16 protein-coding genes and 1 pseudogene are annotated in these 17,454 nt (G+C 54.1%); 11 read left to right on the top strand and 6 right to left on the bottom strand.

Annotated elements, in window-relative coordinates:
- Window positions 1-105 precede the first annotated feature (105 nt).
- The 5 genes from AC5JPW_RS11460 to satP all read right to left on the bottom strand — a co-directional run bounded on the left by AC5JPW_RS11460 (window position 106) and on the right by satP (window position 5,251).
- A complete protein-coding gene (locus AC5JPW_RS11460; protein ID WP_494240365.1) occupies window positions 106-1,245 on the bottom strand; it encodes an ABC transporter substrate-binding protein in 1,140 nt (379 codons plus the stop codon).
- Window positions 1,246-1,264: 19 nt separating this feature from the next.
- On the bottom strand, window positions 1,265-2,041 hold the full coding sequence (locus AC5JPW_RS11455) for an ABC transporter ATP-binding protein (protein ID WP_494240364.1): 777 nt from the start codon (window positions 2,039-2,041) through the stop codon (window positions 1,265-1,267).
- Window positions 2,038-3,111 carry a FecCD family ABC transporter permease gene (locus AC5JPW_RS11450; protein ID WP_494240362.1) on the bottom strand — a complete coding sequence of 358 codons (1,074 nt, stop codon included), beginning with the start codon at window positions 3,109-3,111 and terminating at the stop codon, window positions 2,038-2,040. The genes AC5JPW_RS11455 and AC5JPW_RS11450 overlap by 4 nt, the downstream gene beginning before the upstream one ends.
- A gap of 189 nt (window positions 3,112-3,300) precedes the next feature.
- Window positions 3,301-4,554 carry a chloride channel protein gene (locus AC5JPW_RS11445; protein WP_494241210.1) on the bottom strand — a complete coding sequence of 418 codons (1,254 nt, stop codon included), beginning with the start codon at window positions 4,552-4,554 and terminating at the stop codon, window positions 3,301-3,303.
- 130 nt (window positions 4,555-4,684) lie between these two features.
- A complete protein-coding gene (satP, locus tag AC5JPW_RS11440; RefSeq protein WP_494240360.1) occupies window positions 4,685-5,251 on the bottom strand; it encodes an acetate uptake transporter in 567 nt (188 codons plus the stop codon).
- A gap of 297 nt (window positions 5,252-5,548) precedes the next feature.
- On the opposite strand from satP, the gene dnaK reads away from it, so the two are divergent.
- From dnaK to AC5JPW_RS11405, 7 genes are all read left to right on the top strand, one after another.
- Window positions 5,549-7,465 (top strand): molecular chaperone DnaK, encoded by a 1,917-nt coding sequence (dnaK, locus tag AC5JPW_RS11435; RefSeq protein WP_494240359.1) that lies wholly within the window; start codon window positions 5,549-5,551, stop codon window positions 7,463-7,465.
- 84 nt (window positions 7,466-7,549) lie between these two features.
- Entirely contained in the window at window positions 7,550-8,686 is a 1,137-nt protein-coding gene (dnaJ, locus tag AC5JPW_RS11430; RefSeq protein WP_494240357.1) for a molecular chaperone DnaJ, read from the top strand.
- Window positions 8,687-8,853: 167 nt separating this feature from the next.
- The gene (nhaA, locus tag AC5JPW_RS11425) at window positions 8,854-10,014 is read left to right on the top strand and encodes a Na+/H+ antiporter NhaA (RefSeq protein WP_494240355.1); all 1,161 of its coding nucleotides are present in this window, start codon (window positions 8,854-8,856) and stop codon (window positions 10,012-10,014) included.
- Window positions 10,015-10,075: 61 nt separating this feature from the next.
- Window positions 10,076-10,969 (top strand): transcriptional activator NhaR, encoded by an 894-nt coding sequence (gene nhaR / locus AC5JPW_RS11420; RefSeq protein ID WP_494240353.1) that lies wholly within the window; start codon window positions 10,076-10,078, stop codon window positions 10,967-10,969.
- Window positions 10,970-11,056: 87 nt separating this feature from the next.
- Complete coding sequence (locus tag AC5JPW_RS11415) at window positions 11,057-11,368, top strand: antibiotic biosynthesis monooxygenase family protein (protein WP_494240351.1); 312 nt, start codon at window positions 11,057-11,059, stop codon at window positions 11,366-11,368.
- 4 nt (window positions 11,369-11,372) lie between these two features.
- Window positions 11,373-11,780: an amino acid-binding protein gene (locus AC5JPW_RS11410; protein WP_494240349.1), complete on the top strand. Its 408-nt coding sequence runs from the start codon at window positions 11,373-11,375 to the stop codon at window positions 11,778-11,780.
- Window positions 11,761-12,468: an ArsR/SmtB family transcription factor gene (locus tag AC5JPW_RS11405; RefSeq protein ID WP_494240347.1), complete on the top strand. Its 708-nt coding sequence runs from the start codon at window positions 11,761-11,763 to the stop codon at window positions 12,466-12,468. Before AC5JPW_RS11410 ends, AC5JPW_RS11405 begins: the two co-directional genes overlap by 20 nt.
- Window positions 12,469-12,527: 59 nt before the next feature.
- On the opposite strand, the gene rpsT is transcribed toward AC5JPW_RS11405, so the two are convergent.
- Window positions 12,528-12,791, bottom strand: a complete 264-nt coding sequence (rpsT, locus tag AC5JPW_RS11400) for a 30S ribosomal protein S20 (protein ID WP_494240345.1) — start codon at window positions 12,789-12,791, stop codon at window positions 12,528-12,530.
- A 103-nt stretch (window positions 12,792-12,894) separates the two neighbouring features.
- Between rpsT and AC5JPW_RS11395 the strand changes: the two are divergent.
- The 4 genes and pseudogenes from AC5JPW_RS11395 to lspA all read left to right on the top strand — a co-directional run bounded on the left by AC5JPW_RS11395 (window position 12,895) and on the right by lspA (window position 17,406).
- Window positions 12,895-13,067: pseudogene (locus AC5JPW_RS11395) on the top strand (DUF2575 domain-containing protein).
- Window positions 13,068-13,116: 49 nt separating this feature from the next.
- Window positions 13,117-14,055 (top strand): bifunctional riboflavin kinase/FAD synthetase, encoded by a 939-nt coding sequence (ribF, locus tag AC5JPW_RS11390; RefSeq protein WP_494240344.1) that lies wholly within the window; start codon window positions 13,117-13,119, stop codon window positions 14,053-14,055.
- A 37-nt stretch (window positions 14,056-14,092) separates the two neighbouring features.
- Window positions 14,093-16,909 carry an isoleucine--tRNA ligase gene (gene ileS / locus AC5JPW_RS11385; protein ID WP_494240343.1) on the top strand — a complete coding sequence of 939 codons (2,817 nt, stop codon included), beginning with the start codon at window positions 14,093-14,095 and terminating at the stop codon, window positions 16,907-16,909.
- Window positions 16,909-17,406 carry a signal peptidase II gene (gene lspA / locus AC5JPW_RS11380; protein ID WP_494240341.1) on the top strand — a complete coding sequence of 166 codons (498 nt, stop codon included), beginning with the start codon at window positions 16,909-16,911 and terminating at the stop codon, window positions 17,404-17,406. Before ileS ends, lspA begins: the two co-directional genes overlap by 1 nt.
- The last annotated feature ends 48 nt before the right edge of the window (window positions 17,407-17,454 follow it).

Raw genomic sequence — 17,454 nt, 5'->3', positions numbered from 1 at the left:
ATAACGAGTGTCGAAGATCGTTAGCGTGATAACAATTATTACGCTCGGCTTGTTTAGCTATCGTTGATAAAAAAAGCGCCATCGAATGATGGCGCGAGAGGGAGATTAGTGCGAAGGGGTGTAGCTCAGGACGATATTGTCATCTGGGATCTGAGTGAAGTTCTTAATGATGGCGTGATAATCCGCCAGCGGATCGATGTCTTTAAACAGGTCCGGGTAGAAGATCTTACTCAGCGTCTCAATGGCGACGATGTTGTACGGGTTGTTGTAGAAGTGGTGATACAGCGCCCCGGTATGCCCCTGAACGACCGCAGGAATACTACTCACACCCTGGCGAGCCAGAAGCGCATTAAAAGCAGTAACAACCTCTTTCTGATCGACGTTGTAGCCAAACGGAATGATCGCTGTACCTTTGCCCGGACGTTTCGAACCGCTCATCAGGTAATAGTCAGGATTCAGAGAGATGATTTTCTCGACCGACACCGTACCGGTTGCCCCTGGCAGCAGCTGTGAACCGATGTTCTCGCCACCCGCGGCTTCCACCAGACCGCCCCAGCCGTTACGTGCATGGGTAAAGCAGCAGCCGTTGTCCAGACCCGCAACGCCTGCGATAGGCTCAATAAAGACCAACGGTTTTTTGGCAGCCGTTGCCAGACGTTGATGCAGGGTTTCCAGACGCTGTTTATAGAAGTCGGTATAGGCTTTGGCGCGCTCGTTTTGTCCCATAACTTTGCCGAGCAGGGTGATGCTTGGCAGGGTGTTTTCAACCGGGTGCAGTTCATAATCAACAAATACAACCGGCACATGCAGCGCTTCCAGTTTCGCGAGCACACCGCTTTGTACCAGTGATGGCCTGGCGCGTAGCTGGGCAATCATCAGGTCAGGGTGGCGGGAGATAATGGTTTCCAGATCCACGTTTCCCTGATCGGAAAATTGCATGTCGAGGATCTTTTCCGCTTCTGGCCACTTACGCTTCAGCACGTCCCAGGTCTGGGTATCTTGCTTTTTAGGCAGGTTGTTCCACGCCACGACTTTGGCGAATGGGTTGTCGCGTTCCAGCAGCGCGAGGGCAAAAATATCGCGGCCGTCCTGCAGAATGATGCGCTGTGGCTCCTGAGGAATGGTGACCGTGCGGTTATCCATATCCTTCACCGTGACCGGCCAGTCTGCTGCCTGAGCCAATAACGGCGAGAGCAGCAGAACCGCACCACTGGCGGCGGCGATGAGTGCCTTCTTCAGATTCATGATTTCCCCGTCTTCTTTTTTATGTTGTTAAACCGTCAACCACCACGTGTGGCAGTCCTTGTGAACAAAATTCGACCCGCCCCTGTACGCCATAAACGGTAGCCAGATTGGCCGGCGTCACGACGTCGTCCGGTACGCCGCTGGCGACCAGTGCGCCATTTTTCAGCATCACCGCATATTCGGCGTGGCGCAGGGCAATGTTGATGTCATGGATAACCACCACCGTCACGATGTTACGCAGACGCGTTTCGCGGGCGACAATATCCATCACATGAAACTGATAGTTGAGGTCGAGGGCGCTGAGCGGCTCATCAAGTAGCAGCAGATCAGGTTTGCGAATCAGCGACTGGGCCAGGCCAATCAACTGTTTTTGCCCGCCGGAAAGCTGGTCAAGAAAGCTCATTGCCAGGTGCGAGATCCCCAGCTTGTGCAGGATGTCGTAAGCCTCTTTTTCGACATTATCTTGCGCGTCAAAACCGCTGGCCCGGCGAGCCACAATCACCGATTCCAGTGCATGCAGGTGCACACCCTGCGGCAGCGATTGCGGCAGGTAGACCACTTTCTGTGCCCGCTTTGTTGAGGACAGCGACATCAGGTCTTCGCCGTTGAGTTCGAGTTTGCCCTGCGCCGGATTGAGGTCGGCCAGTGCGCGCAACAGCGTCGATTTACCGGAACCGTTCGGGCCGAGCAGAGCGGTAATTTTGCCGCGCGGTAGCAGGGGCGTATTCAACCCATCTATGATTTTCTTTCTGCGATAGCCGGTGTGCAGGTCGCTGATTTTCAGACCGTCGGTCATAGCGTTCCCCGGTGACGAATGATAATGCTGAGGAAGAAGGGCACGCCGACCAGCGAGGTGACGATACCGACCGGAATGATGACGCCCGCGACAATGTTTTTAGACAGCACCGACGCCAGGGAGAGGACCAGCGCACCAATCAGCATGCTGCCGGGTAAGTAGAAACGATGATCTTCGCCAAACATCATGCGCGAGATGTGTGGGGCCACCAGGCCAATAAATCCGATAGGGCCGACAAAGGCGACGGTCAGCGCCGAAATGATGCTGATGCGCAGCAGGGTAGCAAGGCGCAGTTTGCGCACGTTGATACCGAAACTGACGGCACGATCTTCCCCTAACCGCAGAGCGGTCAGCTTCCAGGCATTCCGCATCGACAATGGCACGATGATAAGCAGCGCAATAACCAAAATGGCGAGCTTATCCCAGGAGGCACGCGCCAGACTGCCCATCGTCCAGAAAACCAACCCTTGCAACGTGTCTTCACTGGCAACGAACTGCAGAATGGAAATCAAAGCATTAAAGGTAAACACCAGCGCAATACCAAACAGCACGACGCCGGAGGTGGCGACGCGCGTCCAGCGGCTGATACCGTCGAGCACAAAACAGGCCATCAGCGCAAAAACAAAAGCATTCACCGAGATGAACCACTGATCGGGAATACCGGGAATACCGATCCCCAGAATGATCGCCAGCGCCGCGCCAAAAGAGGCGGCAGAAGAGACGCCGAGAGTGAACGGGCTGGCCAGCGGGTTATTCAGGATAGTTTGCATCTCGGCACCGGCAAGCCCGAGTCCCATACCGACCACGATCGCCATCAGTGCGAAGGGCAGACGCAGTTCCCAGACGATGACTCGGGTACCCGCATCCGCAGAAGAGGCATCGAACAGGGTTTGCCAGAGTGTGGAAACGGACAGGCCGGAAGGGCCAAGAGTAAAATCAAGGATCAGCGAGAACAGGATCAACAGCAGTATGGTGCCCGCCAGGATAAAACGCCGCAACAGGACTTTTTTGTAATGCGACGCCACGGCTGACTCGTCAGACTTCACGCTGGCGGTAAGGGTGGAACTCATTGTCTAACCTTATGCAACACGACAGAAGGGGGTTATCCCACCCGACGTACCTGTCTGGGTTGTTGCATGAATTCCATTCACCGGGATGCTCCCGGCGAACATAATAAAAATGATAATGCTTATCAATTGTACTGCGGGATTTTTAAGGCTTCGTTTAAGAACTGTTATTGTTTAGTTCAAAAAACGCACTCACTGGCAACGTTCCAGCGCCCGACAGGTGGCATATGCCCCAGCAATGCACAAGACTACCGGCACCAGGAAGCTATGATCCATACGCGTGGATTCCATTATCAAGGCTAATGTGGTGACCGGCATGTGTGCCGACGCCGCCAGGAATCCTGCGGCACCCAGCAGGGCAAAACTCTCCATATCGCTACCGGGGAAGGCGTGTCCGGCAAGTAAAAACAGCAGTGAACCTAACAGCCCACCCACTGCCAGACCTGGCGTCAACAGCCCGCCGGCCGCTCCGCCCCGGATAACGGCACAGATCAGAAACACTTTGAGAACGAGCAGGATCGCAGCAAGCGTTGCAGTCATCTCACCACTTAAGGCCAGCTGCGCCGCACCTTTGCCGTTGCCCGGTAATTGTGGAAACCAGATTGCGCCAATGCCGAGTAACGTAAAGGCCACAAGGCTTATCACGGGCATTTGCCAGTTATCCCGCACTTTACTGCTCGAATATTGGGTCAGGCGACGGAAACAGTAAGCGGCGGCCCCCAACAGCGGGCCGCACAATACGCCCCAAAACACCAACGAGGTCGCCGCGAATTCGGCGGTGAAACGGTATTGATGTTCATCGCCCAGCCCCAGTGACGCGACCCAGGCGGCAAGTGCGGACGTCGCCAGCGCAGCAATGGCAGCATCCCAGCTGAAACTCACCAGCAACACCTCGAGGGTGAAAATTGCGCCCGCCAGCGGGACGTTGTAGACGGCGGCAAGGCCAGCACCCGCACCACAGGCCGTCATGAGTTGAATATCCTCAGGTTTGAGGCGTAAACGACGGGCAACGCTTCCGGCAAAAAGTGCCCCGGCCTCGCGCGGTGCGACTTCACGGCCAAGCGGTGACCCCATCGCCACGGTGATGATTTGCAAAAGAATATGGGCAAGCGTTGTCAGAGGTGGCATGGGTTTACTGGCGTCAGCGACAGCCGCGCCGATGCTGACTCGCTTTTTGCCATAACGCGCCAGTAACCACCATCCGCATCCGGCCACGACCCCTGCAGCGACCAGCACGATAAAACGCCGCTGCGCGCTTGCATCGGTGACGCCTTCTAAAAATGTGTGTGGGCCAATAAGCAGGTTCTGGCTGTAGCCATAGGTAAGGTGTTGGATCTCATGCAGCAGCATGGCAAGCAACATGCCGCCAAGTCCGGCCAGGATACCGGTGAGAAGAAGTGCTGCCCAGCGTTGAAGCCCGTAAGTTCTGCCCTGAGATAAGGTCATCATCCGCGTCTTAATAATGAGAAGGGGTGTCAATCATCCCATAAAGCGGCTTAACAGGTAATCAATCGAAACGTAAACGGAAAGACGGAGGAGGAATTCGTGCCCGCGATACGGGCACGAAGGAAGCAGATTAGTGCTGTTCGCCAATCGGCAGTACGGTACGACCGTATTGTTCGTTGAGGACTTCACCCATCGCCAGGTAGATTGCGCTTGCGCCACACACCAGGCCAATCCAGCCTGCGATGTGAACGATGCTTTCGTTATCTGCCAGGTGACCAACAGCCAGCAATGCAAACAGCACCGTCAGGCTCAGGAACACGAATTGCAGCATACGAGCGCCTTTCAGCGTGCCGAAGAACATAAACAGGGTGAACACGCCCCAGATACCCAGATAAACACCCAGGAAGTGACCGTTTGCTGCATCAGCCAGACCCATTTTCGGCAGCAGCAGGATAGCAACCAGCGTCAACCAGAATGAACCGTAAGAGGTAAATGCGGTTAAGCCGAAGGTGTTGCCTTTTTTGAATTCCAGCAAGCCAGCGAAAATCTGTGCGATACCACCATAAAAAATACCCATAGCCAGGATAATGCCATCCAGCGGGAACATACCAATATTGTGCAGGTTAAGCAGAATAGTGGTCATGCCGAAGCCCATTAAGCCCAGCGGAGCCGGATTAGCCAACTTAGAGTCGCCCATAATTCCTCAAAATAAATCAATATGAATGATGAAAAGGTGTCCCAGCATCCGTATTGAGGAAGCGGGGCGGCGGCATCATAAATAGCACCATGCCCTGTGTCTATGATCTGAACAGGTGGAAATTAAAAATTTTTTTAATCCTTCCCCCTTGATGAGCGCCTTTACGACCCCATCTTGTAGTCAACCGCAGTGTGTGGGCCTGAAAAAAAGCGAAGGGGAGCAGTTGAAACTCCACAATTCGCCCTTATTACAGGTTCACAACCACATGTTGACTGAATTTTTAGTGGAGACGTTTAGATGGGTAAAATTATTGGTATCGACCTGGGTACTACCAACTCTTGTGTAGCGATTATGGATGGCACTACTGCACGTGTGCTGGAGAACGCCGAGGGCGATCGCACCACGCCTTCTATCATTGCTTATACCCAGGATGGTGAAACTCTGGTTGGTCAGCCGGCTAAACGTCAGGCAGTGACAAACCCGCAAAACACCCTGTTTGCGATTAAACGCCTGATCGGTCGCCGCTTCCAGGATGAAGAAGTTCAGCGTGACGTTTCTATCATGCCGTACAAAATTGTTGCTGCTGATAACGGCGACGCATGGCTTGATGTGAAAGGTACTCGCACTGCACCACCGCAGATCTCTGCTGAAGTGCTGAAAAAAATGAAGAAAACGGCTGAAGATTACCTGGGCGAACCGGTAACTGAAGCAGTTATCACCGTACCGGCTTACTTCAACGATGCTCAGCGTCAGGCAACCAAAGATGCTGGCCGTATCGCCGGTCTGGAAGTCAAACGTATCATCAACGAACCGACTGCTGCTGCCCTGGCTTACGGCCTGGACAAAGAAGTGGGTAACCGTACTATCGCGGTATATGACCTGGGTGGTGGTACTTTCGATATCTCTATTATCGAAATCGATGAAGTTGATGGCGAAAAAACCTTCGAAGTTCTGGCAACCAACGGTGATACTCACCTGGGTGGTGAAGACTTCGATAGCCGTCTGATCAACTACCTCGTTGAAGAGTTCAAGAAAGATCAGGGCATTGACCTGCGTAACGACCCGCTGGCTATGCAGCGCCTGAAAGAAGCCGCTGAGAAAGCGAAGATCGAACTGTCTTCTGCTCAGCAGACCGACGTCAATCTGCCGTACATCACTGCAGACGCGACCGGTCCGAAACACATGAACATCAAAGTGACTCGCGCAAAACTGGAAAGCCTGGTCGAAGACCTGGTCAACCGTTCTATCGAGCCGCTGAAAGTTGCACTGCAGGACGCTGGCCTGTCTGTTTCTGATGTACAGGACGTTATCCTGGTCGGCGGTCAGACTCGTATGCCAATGGTGCAGAAGAAAGTTGCTGAGTTCTTCGGTAAAGAACCGCGTAAAGACGTTAACCCGGACGAAGCTGTTGCCATCGGTGCAGCGGTTCAGGGCGGCGTTCTGAGTGGTGATGTTAAAGACGTACTGCTGCTGGACGTTACCCCGCTGTCTCTGGGTATCGAAACCATGGGCGGTGTGATGACTGCGCTCATCACCAAAAACACCACCATCCCGACCAAGCACAGCCAGGTGTTCTCTACCGCTGAAGACAACCAGTCTGCGGTAACCATCCATGTGCTGCAGGGTGAACGTAAACGTGCGGGCGATAACAAATCTCTGGGTCAGTTCAACCTGGATGGTATCAACGCAGCACCACGCGGCATGCCGCAGATCGAAGTCACCTTCGATATCGATGCTGACGGTATCCTGCACGTTTCCGCGAAGGACAAAAACAGCGGTAAAGAGCAGAAGATCACCATCAAGGCCTCTTCTGGTCTGAACGAAGAAGAAATCCAGAAAATGGTTCGCGAAGCAGAAGCGAACGCTGAATCTGACCGTAAGTTCGAAGAGCTGGTTCAGACCCGTAACCAGGGTGACCATCTGCTGCACAGCACCCGTAAGCAGGTTGAAGAAGCAGGCGATAAACTGCCGGCTGAAGACAAAACTGCTATCGAGTCTGCACTGAGCGCGCTGGAAACGTCTCTGAAAGGCGAAGATAAAGAAGATATCGAAGCGAAAATGCAGGCGCTGGCGCAGGTTTCCCAGAAACTGATGGAAATCGCTCAGCAGCAGCACGCACAGCAGCAGGCTGGCGGCGCTGATGCTTCTGCGAACAACGCGAAAGACGACGATGTTGTTGACGCTGAGTTCGAAGAAGTAAAAGACAAAAAATAATCGCCCTTTGAACGGGTAATTACTGGCACGGGCGAAGAGGTTTCCTCTCCGCCCGTGCACGCATGTTAGGGGCAGATAAAAAAGATGGCTAAGCAAGATTATTACGAGATTTTAGGCGTTTCCAAAACAGCGGAAGAGCGTGAAATCAAAAAGGCGTATAAGCGCCTGGCCATGAAATATCACCCGGACCGCAACCAGGGTGATAAAGAAGCCGAAGCTAAATTCAAAGAGATTAAAGAAGCCTACGAAATCCTGACCGATGCTCAAAAACGCGCGGCCTACGATCAGTACGGTCACGCCGCCTTTGAACAAGGTGGCATGGGCGGTGGTGGTGGCGGTTTTGGCGGCGGTGCTGACTTCAGCGATATCTTTGGTGACGTGTTTGGCGATATCTTTGGCGGTGGCCGGGGTCGTCAACGTGCAGCGCGTGGCGCTGACTTACGTTACACCATGGAACTGACGCTGGAAGAAGCGGTACGCGGCGTGAGCAAAGAGATCCGTATTCCGACGCTGGAAGAGTGTGATGTTTGCCACGGCAGCGGGGCGAAAGCGGGTACGCAGCCGCAGACCTGTCCAACCTGTCATGGTGCGGGCCAGGTTCAGATGCGTCAGGGCTTCTTCGCGGTACAGCAGACCTGTCCACACTGTCAGGGTCGCGGTACGCTGATTAAAGATCCGTGCAACAAATGTCACGGTCATGGTCGCGTTGAGAAAACCAAAACCCTGTCCGTTAAAATCCCGGCAGGCGTTGATACGGGCGACCGCATCCGTCTGGCAGGTGAAGGCGAAGCCGGTGAGCACGGTGCGCCAGCAGGCGATCTGTACGTTCAGGTACAGGTGAAGCAGCACGCCATCTTCGAGCGTGAAGGCAATAACCTGTACTGTGAAGTGCCGATCAACTTCGCAATGGCCGCACTCGGCGGTGAAATCGAAGTCCCGACGCTGGATGGCCGCGTAAACCTGAAAGTGCCTGGCGAGACCCAGACCGGCAAGCTGTTCCGCATGCGTGGCAAAGGCGTGAAGTCTGTACGTGGCGGCGCACAGGGTGATTTGCTGTGTCGTGTCGTCGTTGAAACGCCAGTCGGCCTGAACGACAAGCAGAAACAGCTGCTTAAAGAGCTGCAGGAAAGTTTCGGCGGCCCAACGGGTGAGCATAACAGCCCGCGTTCCAAGAGCTTCTTCGACGGCGTGAAGAAATTCTTTGATGATTTGACGCGCTAACCGTGCTACTGCATCACGATAAAACCCGGCTCAGATGCCGGGTTTTTCTTTTCTGGTATTATTGCTCGGTTAAACCGAATTTATCCCCAAAAATTATCTGATTTTATCGAGCATTTTGACGCGGTAATATGGCCCACCTTCAGGGAGCCGTATATCGGGAGAAAATCATGAAATTTTTGCAACGCTTCTTTGGAAGTGATGTATCAGGGGGCATTGTCCTCATTATTGCCGCTGCGCTGGCGATGCTTTGCGCAAACCTCAGCGTTACGCAGGCGGCATATCAGGCCTTTCTGGATACGCCAGTCGCACTGAAAATAGGCACATTGGGCATTGATAAAAACATGCTGTTATTCATCAACGATGCGCTGATGGCGGTGTTTTTCCTGATGGTTGGCCTGGAAGTGAAATATGAGCTTGTGAGGGGGGCGCTGGCGACACGTCAGCAGGCGATATTCCCGGTGATTGCAGCACTCGGTGGCATGGTGGCCCCGGCGTTGATTTTCCTGGCGTTCAATTATAACGATCCGGTGGTCAGCCATGGTTGGGCTATTCCGACGGCAACCGACATTGCGTTTGCCCTTGGCGTGCTGGCGCTGCTTGGCGATCGCGTTCCCGTCGTACTGAAAGTGTTCCTGATGGCGCTGGCGATCATTGACGATCTGGGCGCGATCATCATTATTGCTCTCTTTTACACCAGCGACCTGTCGATGGTGGCGCTGGGGGTTGCGGCGGCGGCGATTGTTACGCTGGCTCTACTGAATATCTTTAATGTCCGGCGTACCGGTATCTACATTCTGGTGGGGCTGGTGCTGTGGACGGCGGTGCTCAAGTCAGGTATCCACGCCACGCTGGCGGGCGTTATCCTTGGCTTCTTTATACCGCTCAAGGAGAAGGACGGCGTCTCTCCGGCCCGCCAGTTGGTTGATGCTATCCATCCGTGGGTGGCCTGGCTCATCCTGCCGCTGTTTGCTTTTGCCAATGCGGGCGTATCGCTGGAAGGCGTCTCGCTGAGTGGCCTGACGTCTGCCTTGCCGCTGGGCGTTATTGCTGGTCTGCTGATTGGTAAGCCGGTCGGTATCACCGTGTTTTGTTGGCTGGCATTGCGTCTGGGACTGGCGAAGCTGCCCAAAGGTGCGGCCTTTAAGCAGATCATGGCGGTGGGGGTGTTGTGCGGCATTGGTTTTACCATGTCTATTTTTATTGCCACGCTGGCCTTTGGCGATGCCGATCCACATAGCGTTAGCTGGGCGAAACTGGGAATTCTGACGGGGTCAGTACTCTCTGCAATTATTGGTTATTGCCTGCTGCGCACGCGGATCGTCCGCTAACCTTTAGCGGGGAGGCGCGTGACAGCCTTCCCGCTACATCTACTCAGGGAGCGAAGAGACGATGTCGAACATTAATTACAACCACCTGTACTATTTCTGGCACGTTTACCGGGAAGGATCGGTCGTGGGCGCGGCGGACGTGTTATTTCTTACGCCGCAGACCATTACCGGGCAGATCAAGTCGCTGGAAGAGCGGTTGCAGGGCAAGCTCTTTAAACGCAAGGGGCGAGGACTGGAACCGACTGAGCTTGGGGAACTGGTGTATCGCTACGCAGATAAGATGTTCACGCTCAGTCAGGAGATGCTCGACATCGTTAACTATCGCAAAGAGTCGCACCTGCTCTTTGATGTCGGCGTGGCAGATGCGTTATCGAAAACGCTGGTCAGCGGTATTCTTGATGCTGCCGTGCAGGAAGGAGAGCCCATCCACCTGCGCTGTTTTGAATCCACGCATGAAATGCTGCTGGAGCAGCTCAGCCAGCACAAGCTCGACATGATTATCTCGGACTGTCCGATTGATTCGACACATCAGGAAGGGCTTTTTTCCGTGAAAATCGGTGAGTGCAGCGTCAGTTTCTGGTGCCAGAAACCGGCGTTGAGCAAACCTTTTCCAGCCTGCCTGGAAGAGCGTCGGCTGCTGATTCCTGGCCGCCGCTCCATGCTCGGACGTAAGTTGCTGAACTGGTTTAACTCGCAGGGGCTCAACGTTGAGATCCTCGGGGAGTTCGATGATGCGGCACTGATGAAATCTTTTGGCGTGGCGCACAATGCCATTTTCGTTGCCCCTACGATTTACGCGCAGAATTTTTATGCCGACGACAGCATGCTGGAGATTGGCCGGGTGGAAAATGTGATGGAGGAGTATCATGCTATTTTTGCCGAACGCATGATTCAGCATCCAGCGGTGCAGCGCATCTGCAATCGTGATTATTCATCGCTTTTTCGTGGTCACTGATTTTCACTGCACATTTCGCCAAGCGACGAAGCATCCGGGTTCCAGTGCCGTACATTTACCCCCGTTAGCATACAAAGGGGGTAAACCATGATTGCAGTACTTTTTGAAGCGCAAGCGGTGGCTGAAAAGCAGGAGCGCTATCTTGAACTGGCCGCACAGCTAAAGCCGTTGCTGACCGACATTGATGGCTTTATTGCCATTGAGCGTTTTCAGAGCCTCACCACGCCGGGCAAAATCCTTTCGTTATCCTGGTGGCGTGATGAGGCGTCTATTCAGACGTGGAAGACAAACCACTTCCACCTTGCCGCGCAGGCTGAAGGTCGGGACGCCATTTTCTCGTATTACCGCATCCGTATCGCCCGTCTTGAACGGGAATATGCTTCAGAAGGGCGGGGGTGAGACGATGTACGATATTCACGTCATTCTGAAAAATGCGCCGGGCGAGCTGGCCAGACTAGGGAAAACGCTGGGCAGCGAGGGTATTGGCCTGGAAGGCGGTGGCGTCTTTACCGCTGGTCATGAAGCGCACGCCCATTTTCTTGTTGAAGAGGGGCATGAGGCGAAAGCGGTACTGGAGGCGGCGGGGTTCAGGGTAAGTAACGTGTCGCGCCCGCTGATTCGTCGACTGAAACAGGAACGTCCGGGTGAGTTGGGCGAGATAGCGATGGCACTGGCACAACGCGGTGTTAATATCCTGGTACAGTACAGCGACCACGCTAATCAGCTCATTCTGGTGACCGACAATCCGGCTGTTGCCAGTGAGGCCACCCAATCCTGGGAGAGTACCGCCCATGACAGCGCATCATCCTGAACCGCTTTGTGACGATGACGCCCTTGAACAATCCGTCTCAGCCGTCGCTGCGGCGATGTCCGACCCGTCGCGAGTAAAAATGCTCTGCGCGCTTATGGACGGGCGCGCCTGGACCGCTACCGAACTCAGTGCTGTAGCGGGTGTGTCTGCCTCGACGACCAGTGCCCACCTTAATAAGCTCCTGTCCAGCCAGTTGATTAGCTGTCTGAGTCAGGGCCGTCATCGCTACTTTCGCCTTGCGGGCCAGGATGTTGCCCAGCTCATCGAACTGATGATGGGCGTGTCATGGCGACGGGTGAATCCTCCTGCGACCCGCACACCCGTGGCCTTAAGGCGGGCGCGAACCTGTTACGATCATCTTGCGGGGGAACTGGCGGTAAAAATCTTCGAAGCATTGCGGAGTAAAGGCTGGATAACGGAAGATGGCAGCGCAGTGACGGAGGAGGGCATGACTTTCTTTGCCCGCATCGGCATGCCGTTATCAGGAAAAACCACCCGCAAGCGGTGCTGTGCTTGTCTTGACTGGAGCGAAAGACGTTTTCATCTTGGTGGACATGCGGGGGCACTGTTGCTGCTGCATTTTGAACAGAAAGGATGGATACAGCGGACGCCGGGCTTTCGGGAAGTGACGTTTTCTTATGAAGGGCTGAGAGGATTACAGGTATTGTTCGCTATCGGCAGCGAATAGCAGGCATAAAAAAACCCGCATTAAGCGGGTTCTTTTCACAAAGTACAACAAGCGGGCGATTAAGCCAGTTTGCTGATCTGTGCGGTCAGGTTAGCTTTATGACGTGCAGCTTTGTTTTTGTGGATCAGACCTTTAGCGGCCTGGCGATCCACGATCGGTTGCATATCGTCAAATGCTTTCTGTGCAGCAGCTTTGTCGCCAGCTTCAATCGCAGCGTACACTTTCTTAACGAAAGTACGCATCATAGAGCGACGGCTTGCGTTGTGTTTGCGAGCCTTTTCAGACTGAACGGCGCGCTTCTTAGCTGATTTGATATTAGCCAAGGTCCAACTCCCAAATATGATCTATATGGACAATTCAAAGGCCGAGGAATATGCCCTCTTAGCCTTCTTTTGTCAATGGATTTGTGCAAATAAGCGCCGTTAAATACAACGCTCGTTACGTAGTGATGGCGCAGGATTCTACCAGCTTGCTGGCGACGAATACAGCTTTTCCACGATAAAAATCGTTAACTCATCCAGTTTTTCGTACTAACAGAGGGCAGCTTAATGAAATCCTTCCCCTTTCTGGCGGCTTCTGGCAATCGTCGGTTAACGTAGCACGTTGTACAAGGTATAATCCGACGATTTTCACTGTTTTGAGCCAGACATGAAGCTGATACGCGGCATACATAATCTCAGCCAGGCACCGAAAAAGTGTGTGCTGACTATTGGTAATTTCGACGGCGTGCATCGTGGTCATCAAGCGCTATTACAAGGGCTTAGCGAAGAAGGTCGCCAGCGCGGTTTACCCGTCGTGGTGATGATTTTCGAACCGCAGCCGCTTGAGCTTTTTGCCGGTGACAAAGCCCCGGCGCGACTGACCCGGTTGCGTGAAAAACTGCGCCTGCTTGCAAAATCAGGTGTGGACTACGTGCTGTGTGTCCGTTTTGACCGCCGTTTTGCGGCACTAACGGCGCAAAACTTCGTCAGTGACCTGTTGGTGGACAAACTCGGCGTGCAATTTCTTGCCGTGGGTGATGACTTCCGCTTTGGCGCTGGTCGACAAGGTGATTTCTTGTTATTACAGAAGGCCGGGCAAAAATACGGCTTTGATGTCACCAGCACACAAACATTTTGCACCGGTGGCTCACGGGTAAGCAGCACGGCGGTACGCCAGGCGCTGGCCGACGATGACCTTCAGCTTGCTGAAGCGTTACTGGGCCATCCGTTCAGTATTTCCGGACGCGTCGTTCATGGTGATGAACTGGGGCGGACGATAGGTTTTCCGACGGCGAATTTACCGCTGCGTCGTCAGGTCTCCCCTGTTAAAGGGGTGTATGCGGTAGAAGTGGCGGGTTTAGGCGATACATTACTTCCGGGCGTGGCCAACATTGGTACGCGGCCGACGGTTGCAGGCGTGCGCCAGCAGCTGGAAGTCCATATCCTGGACGTTGCAATGGACCTTTACGGACGCCATATAGATGTAATACTGCGTAAGAAAATACGCAACGAGCAGCGATTTGGCTCGCTGGATGAACTGAAAGCGCAAATCGCACGTGATGAGTCAACGGCCCGCGAGTTCTTTGGGCTATCAAAACCGGCTTAACTGCCTGACACGTAATAAATACGGAACCGAGAATCTGATGAGTGACTATAAATCTACCCTGAATTTGCCGGAAACAGGGTTCCCGATGCGTGGCGATCTCGCCAAACGCGAACCGGGAATGCTGGCGCGTTGGACCGATGATGACCTGTACGGCATCATTCGTGCAGCCAAAAAAGGCAAAAAAACCTTCATTCTGCATGATGGCCCTCCATATGCGAATGGCAGCATTCATATTGGTCACTCTGTTAACAAGATTCTGAAAGACATTATTGTGAAGTCCAAAGGACTCGCAGGATATGACTCGCCTTACGTTCCTGGCTGGGACTGCCACGGTCTGCCGATCGAACTGAAAGTTGAGCAAGAATTTGGTAAGCCGGGCGAGAAATTTACCGCCGCTGAATTCCGCGCAAAATGCCGTGAATACGCTGCGACCCAGGTTGACGGCCAGCGTACGGACTTTATCCGCCTGGGCGTACTGGGTGACTGGTCGCGTCCTTACCTGACCATGGATTTCAAAACTGAAGCCAATATCATTCGTGCGCTGGGTAAAATCATCGGTAACGGTCACCTGCATAAAGGTGCGAAGCCGGTGCACTGGTGCGTCGACTGCCGTTCTGCGCTGGCAGAAGCGGAAGTGGAGTATTACGACAAAACCTCTCCGTCCATCGATGTGGCGTTTAACGCCGTCGATCAGGATGCAGTGAAAGCCAAATTTGGCGCGTCCAGTGTGAATGGCCCGATTGCGCTGGTCATCTGGACCACCACCCCGTGGACACTGCCGGCTAACCGTGCGATCTCCCTCTCTCCAGAGTTTGAATACGCACTGGTGCAGGTCGACGGTAAAGCCGTTATCCTGGCGAAAGACCTGGTTGAAAGCGTTCTGAAACGCGCCAATATCAGTGAATACAGCGTACTGGGTACCGTCAAAGGTGCTGAGCTTGAGCTGATGCGCTTTAAGCACCCGTTCCTGGACTTTGATGTGCCAGCGATCCTGGGCGATCATGTCACCCTGGATGCCGGTACCGGTGCGGTGCATACCGCCGGTGGCCACGGCCCGGACGACTACACCATCAGCCAGAAGTACGGTCTGGAAATCGCCAACCCGGTTGGCCCGGATGGGGCTTATCTGCCAGGGACTTACCCGCTCCTGGACGGTGTGAATGTCTTCAAGGCCAACGACCTCATTGTTAACCTGCTTCGTGATAATGGCGCACTGCTGCACGTTGAAAAAATGCAGCACAGCTACCCATGCTGCTGGCGTCACAAGTCACCGATCATCTTCCGTGCCACGCCGCAGTGGTTCGTCAGCATGGATCAGAAAGGCCTGCGCACGCAGTCTCTGTCTGAAATCAAAGGCGTGCAGTGGATCCCTGACTGGGGCCAGGCGCGTATCGAATCCATGGTCGCTAACCGTCCTGACTGGTGTATTTCCCGCCAACGTACCTGGGGCGTGCCGATGTCTCTGTTCGTTCACAAAGAGACGCAGGAACTGCACCCGAACACGCTGGAGCTGATGGAAGCCGTAGCCAAACGCGTCGAAGTTGATGGTATTCAGGCCTGGTGGGATCTGGATTCTCGCGACATCCTCGGTGACGATGCGGATAACTACGAGAAGGTGCCGGATACGCTGGACGTCTGGTTTGACTCCGGTTCAACGCACTCTTCTGTCGTTGATGTGCGTCCGGAATTTGCCGGTCACGCGGCTGACATGTATCTGGAAGGTTCCGATCAGCATCGCGGCTGGTTCATGTCCTCCCTGATGATTTCGACGGCGATGAAAGGCAAAGCCCCTTATCGCCAGGTACTGACGCACGGTTTCACCGTGGATGGTCAGGGCCGCAAAATGTCCAAATCTATCGGTAACACCGTGTCGCCGCAGGAAGTGATGAACAAACTGGGCGCGGATATCCTGCGTCTGTGGGTGGCTTCTACCGACTACACCGGCGAAATGGCGGTCTCCGACGAGATCCTCAAACGTGCAGCCGACAGCTATCGTCGTATCCGTAACACCGCACGCTTCCTGCTGGCAAACCTGAACGGTTTCGATCCGGCAAAAGATATGGTGAGCCCGGAAGAGATGGTGGTTCTGGACCGCTGGGCGGTGGGTTGTGCTAAAGCCGCGCAGGAAGACATCGTTAAAGCTTACGAGTCTTACGATTTCCACGAAGTGGTGCAACGCCTGATGCGCTTCTGCTCCATCGAAATGGGCTCGTTCTACCTCGACATCATCAAAGATCGCCAGTACACCGCGAAAGCAGACAGCGTGGCGCGCCGTAGCTGCCAGACTGCCCTGTTCCACATCGCAGAAGCGCTGGTTCGCTGGATGGCACCGATCATGTCCTTCACCGCAGATGAAATCTGGGGCTACCTGCCGGGCGATCGCGAGCAATACGTCTTCACCGGCGAGTGGTACGAAGGTCTGTTTGGCCTTGCGGAAACTGAAGCCATGAACGATGCCTACTGGGACGAGCTGCTGAAAGTGCGCGGCGAAGTGAACAAGGTTATCGAACAGGCGCGTGCCGACAAGAAAGTAGGCGGTTCTCTGGAAGCGGCGGTGACGCTGTTTGCTGAGCCAGAACTGGCCGCTAAGCTGACAGCACTGGGCGATGAATTACGATTTGTCCTGTTGACCTCGGGGGCGAAAGTTGAAGATTATGCGGGTGCTTCCGCTGATGCCCAACAGAGTGAACTGCTCAAAGGTCTGAAAGTGGCGTTAAGCAAAGCCGAAGGGGATAAGTGCCCGCGCTGCTGGCACTACACTCAGGACGTCGGCAAGGTGGCGGAACACGCAGAGATCTGCGGACGCTGTGTCAGCAACGTTGCCGGTGACGGCGAAAAACGTAAGTTTGCCTGATGAGTAAATCTGTCTGTTCAACAGGGCTGCGCTGGCTATGGCTGGTCGTGGCTGTGCTGATTATTGACCTGGGCAGTAAGTACCTGATCCTCCAGAACTTTGCTCTGGGGGACACGGTTCCACTGTTCCCGTCACTTAATCTGCATTATGCGCGTAACTATGGTGCGGCGTTCAGTTTCCTCGCCGATAGCGGTGGCTGGCAGCGCTGGTTCTTTGCCGGTATTGCTATTGGTATCTGTGTCGTTCTGGCGGTACTGATGTACCGCTCGAAGGCGACGCAGAAGCTGAACAATATCGCGTATGCGCTGATCATTGGTGGCGCTTTGGGCAATCTGTTCGATCGCCTGTGGCATGGCTTTGTCGTCGATATGATCGATTTTTATATGGGCGACTGGCACTTTGCTACCTTTAATCTTGCTGATACGGCCATTTGTATCGGTGCGGCGCTGATTGTGCTGGAAGGCTTCTTGCCATCCAGAGAGAAAAAAGCCGCGTAAAAAAAGCTTAATGGCGCTTATCAGGTTTTCGAGGCCTGATAAGCGCAT

It is taken from the genome of Phytobacter sp., from assembly GCF_059074235.1.
Note: the sequence above shows the minus strand (reverse complement) of the source record. Positions and strands in the feature narration are given on the sequence as shown.

What these genes read in the sequence shown, in the direction of transcription:
- AC5JPW_RS11460 (WP_494240365.1), bottom strand. Translation starts at nt 1,245, where the DNA reads ATGAATCTGAAGAAGGCACTCATCGCCGCCGCCAGTGGTGCGGTTCTG.
- AC5JPW_RS11405 (WP_494240347.1), top strand. Translation starts at nt 11,761, where the DNA reads ATGACAGCGCATCATCCTGAACCGCTTTGTGACGATGACGCCCTTGAA.
- AC5JPW_RS11415 (WP_494240351.1), top strand. Translation starts at nt 11,057, where the DNA reads ATGATTGCAGTACTTTTTGAAGCGCAAGCGGTGGCTGAAAAGCAGGAG.
- ileS (WP_494240343.1), top strand. Translation starts at nt 14,093, where the DNA reads ATGAGTGACTATAAATCTACCCTGAATTTGCCGGAAACAGGGTTCCCG.
- AC5JPW_RS11455 (WP_494240364.1), bottom strand. Translation starts at nt 2,041, where the DNA reads ATGACCGACGGTCTGAAAATCAGCGACCTGCACACCGGCTATCGCAGA.
- AC5JPW_RS11450 (WP_494240362.1), bottom strand. Translation starts at nt 3,111, where the DNA reads ATGAGTTCCACCCTTACCGCCAGCGTGAAGTCTGACGAGTCAGCCGTG.
- AC5JPW_RS11410 (WP_494240349.1), top strand. Translation starts at nt 11,373, where the DNA reads ATGTACGATATTCACGTCATTCTGAAAAATGCGCCGGGCGAGCTGGCC.
- dnaJ (WP_494240357.1), top strand. Translation starts at nt 7,550, where the DNA reads ATGGCTAAGCAAGATTATTACGAGATTTTAGGCGTTTCCAAAACAGCG.
- dnaK (WP_494240359.1), top strand. Translation starts at nt 5,549, where the DNA reads ATGGGTAAAATTATTGGTATCGACCTGGGTACTACCAACTCTTGTGTA.
- nhaA (WP_494240355.1), top strand. Translation starts at nt 8,854, where the DNA reads ATGAAATTTTTGCAACGCTTCTTTGGAAGTGATGTATCAGGGGGCATT.
- satP (WP_494240360.1), bottom strand. Translation starts at nt 5,251, where the DNA reads ATGGGCGACTCTAAGTTGGCTAATCCGGCTCCGCTGGGCTTAATGGGC.
- ribF (WP_494240344.1), top strand. Translation starts at nt 13,117, where the DNA reads ATGAAGCTGATACGCGGCATACATAATCTCAGCCAGGCACCGAAAAAG.
- AC5JPW_RS11445 (WP_494241210.1), bottom strand. Translation starts at nt 4,554, where the DNA reads ATGACCTTATCTCAGGGCAGAACTTACGGGCTTCAACGCTGGGCAGCA.
- nhaR (WP_494240353.1), top strand. Translation starts at nt 10,076, where the DNA reads ATGTCGAACATTAATTACAACCACCTGTACTATTTCTGGCACGTTTAC.
- lspA (WP_494240341.1), top strand. Translation starts at nt 16,909, where the DNA reads ATGAGTAAATCTGTCTGTTCAACAGGGCTGCGCTGGCTATGGCTGGTC.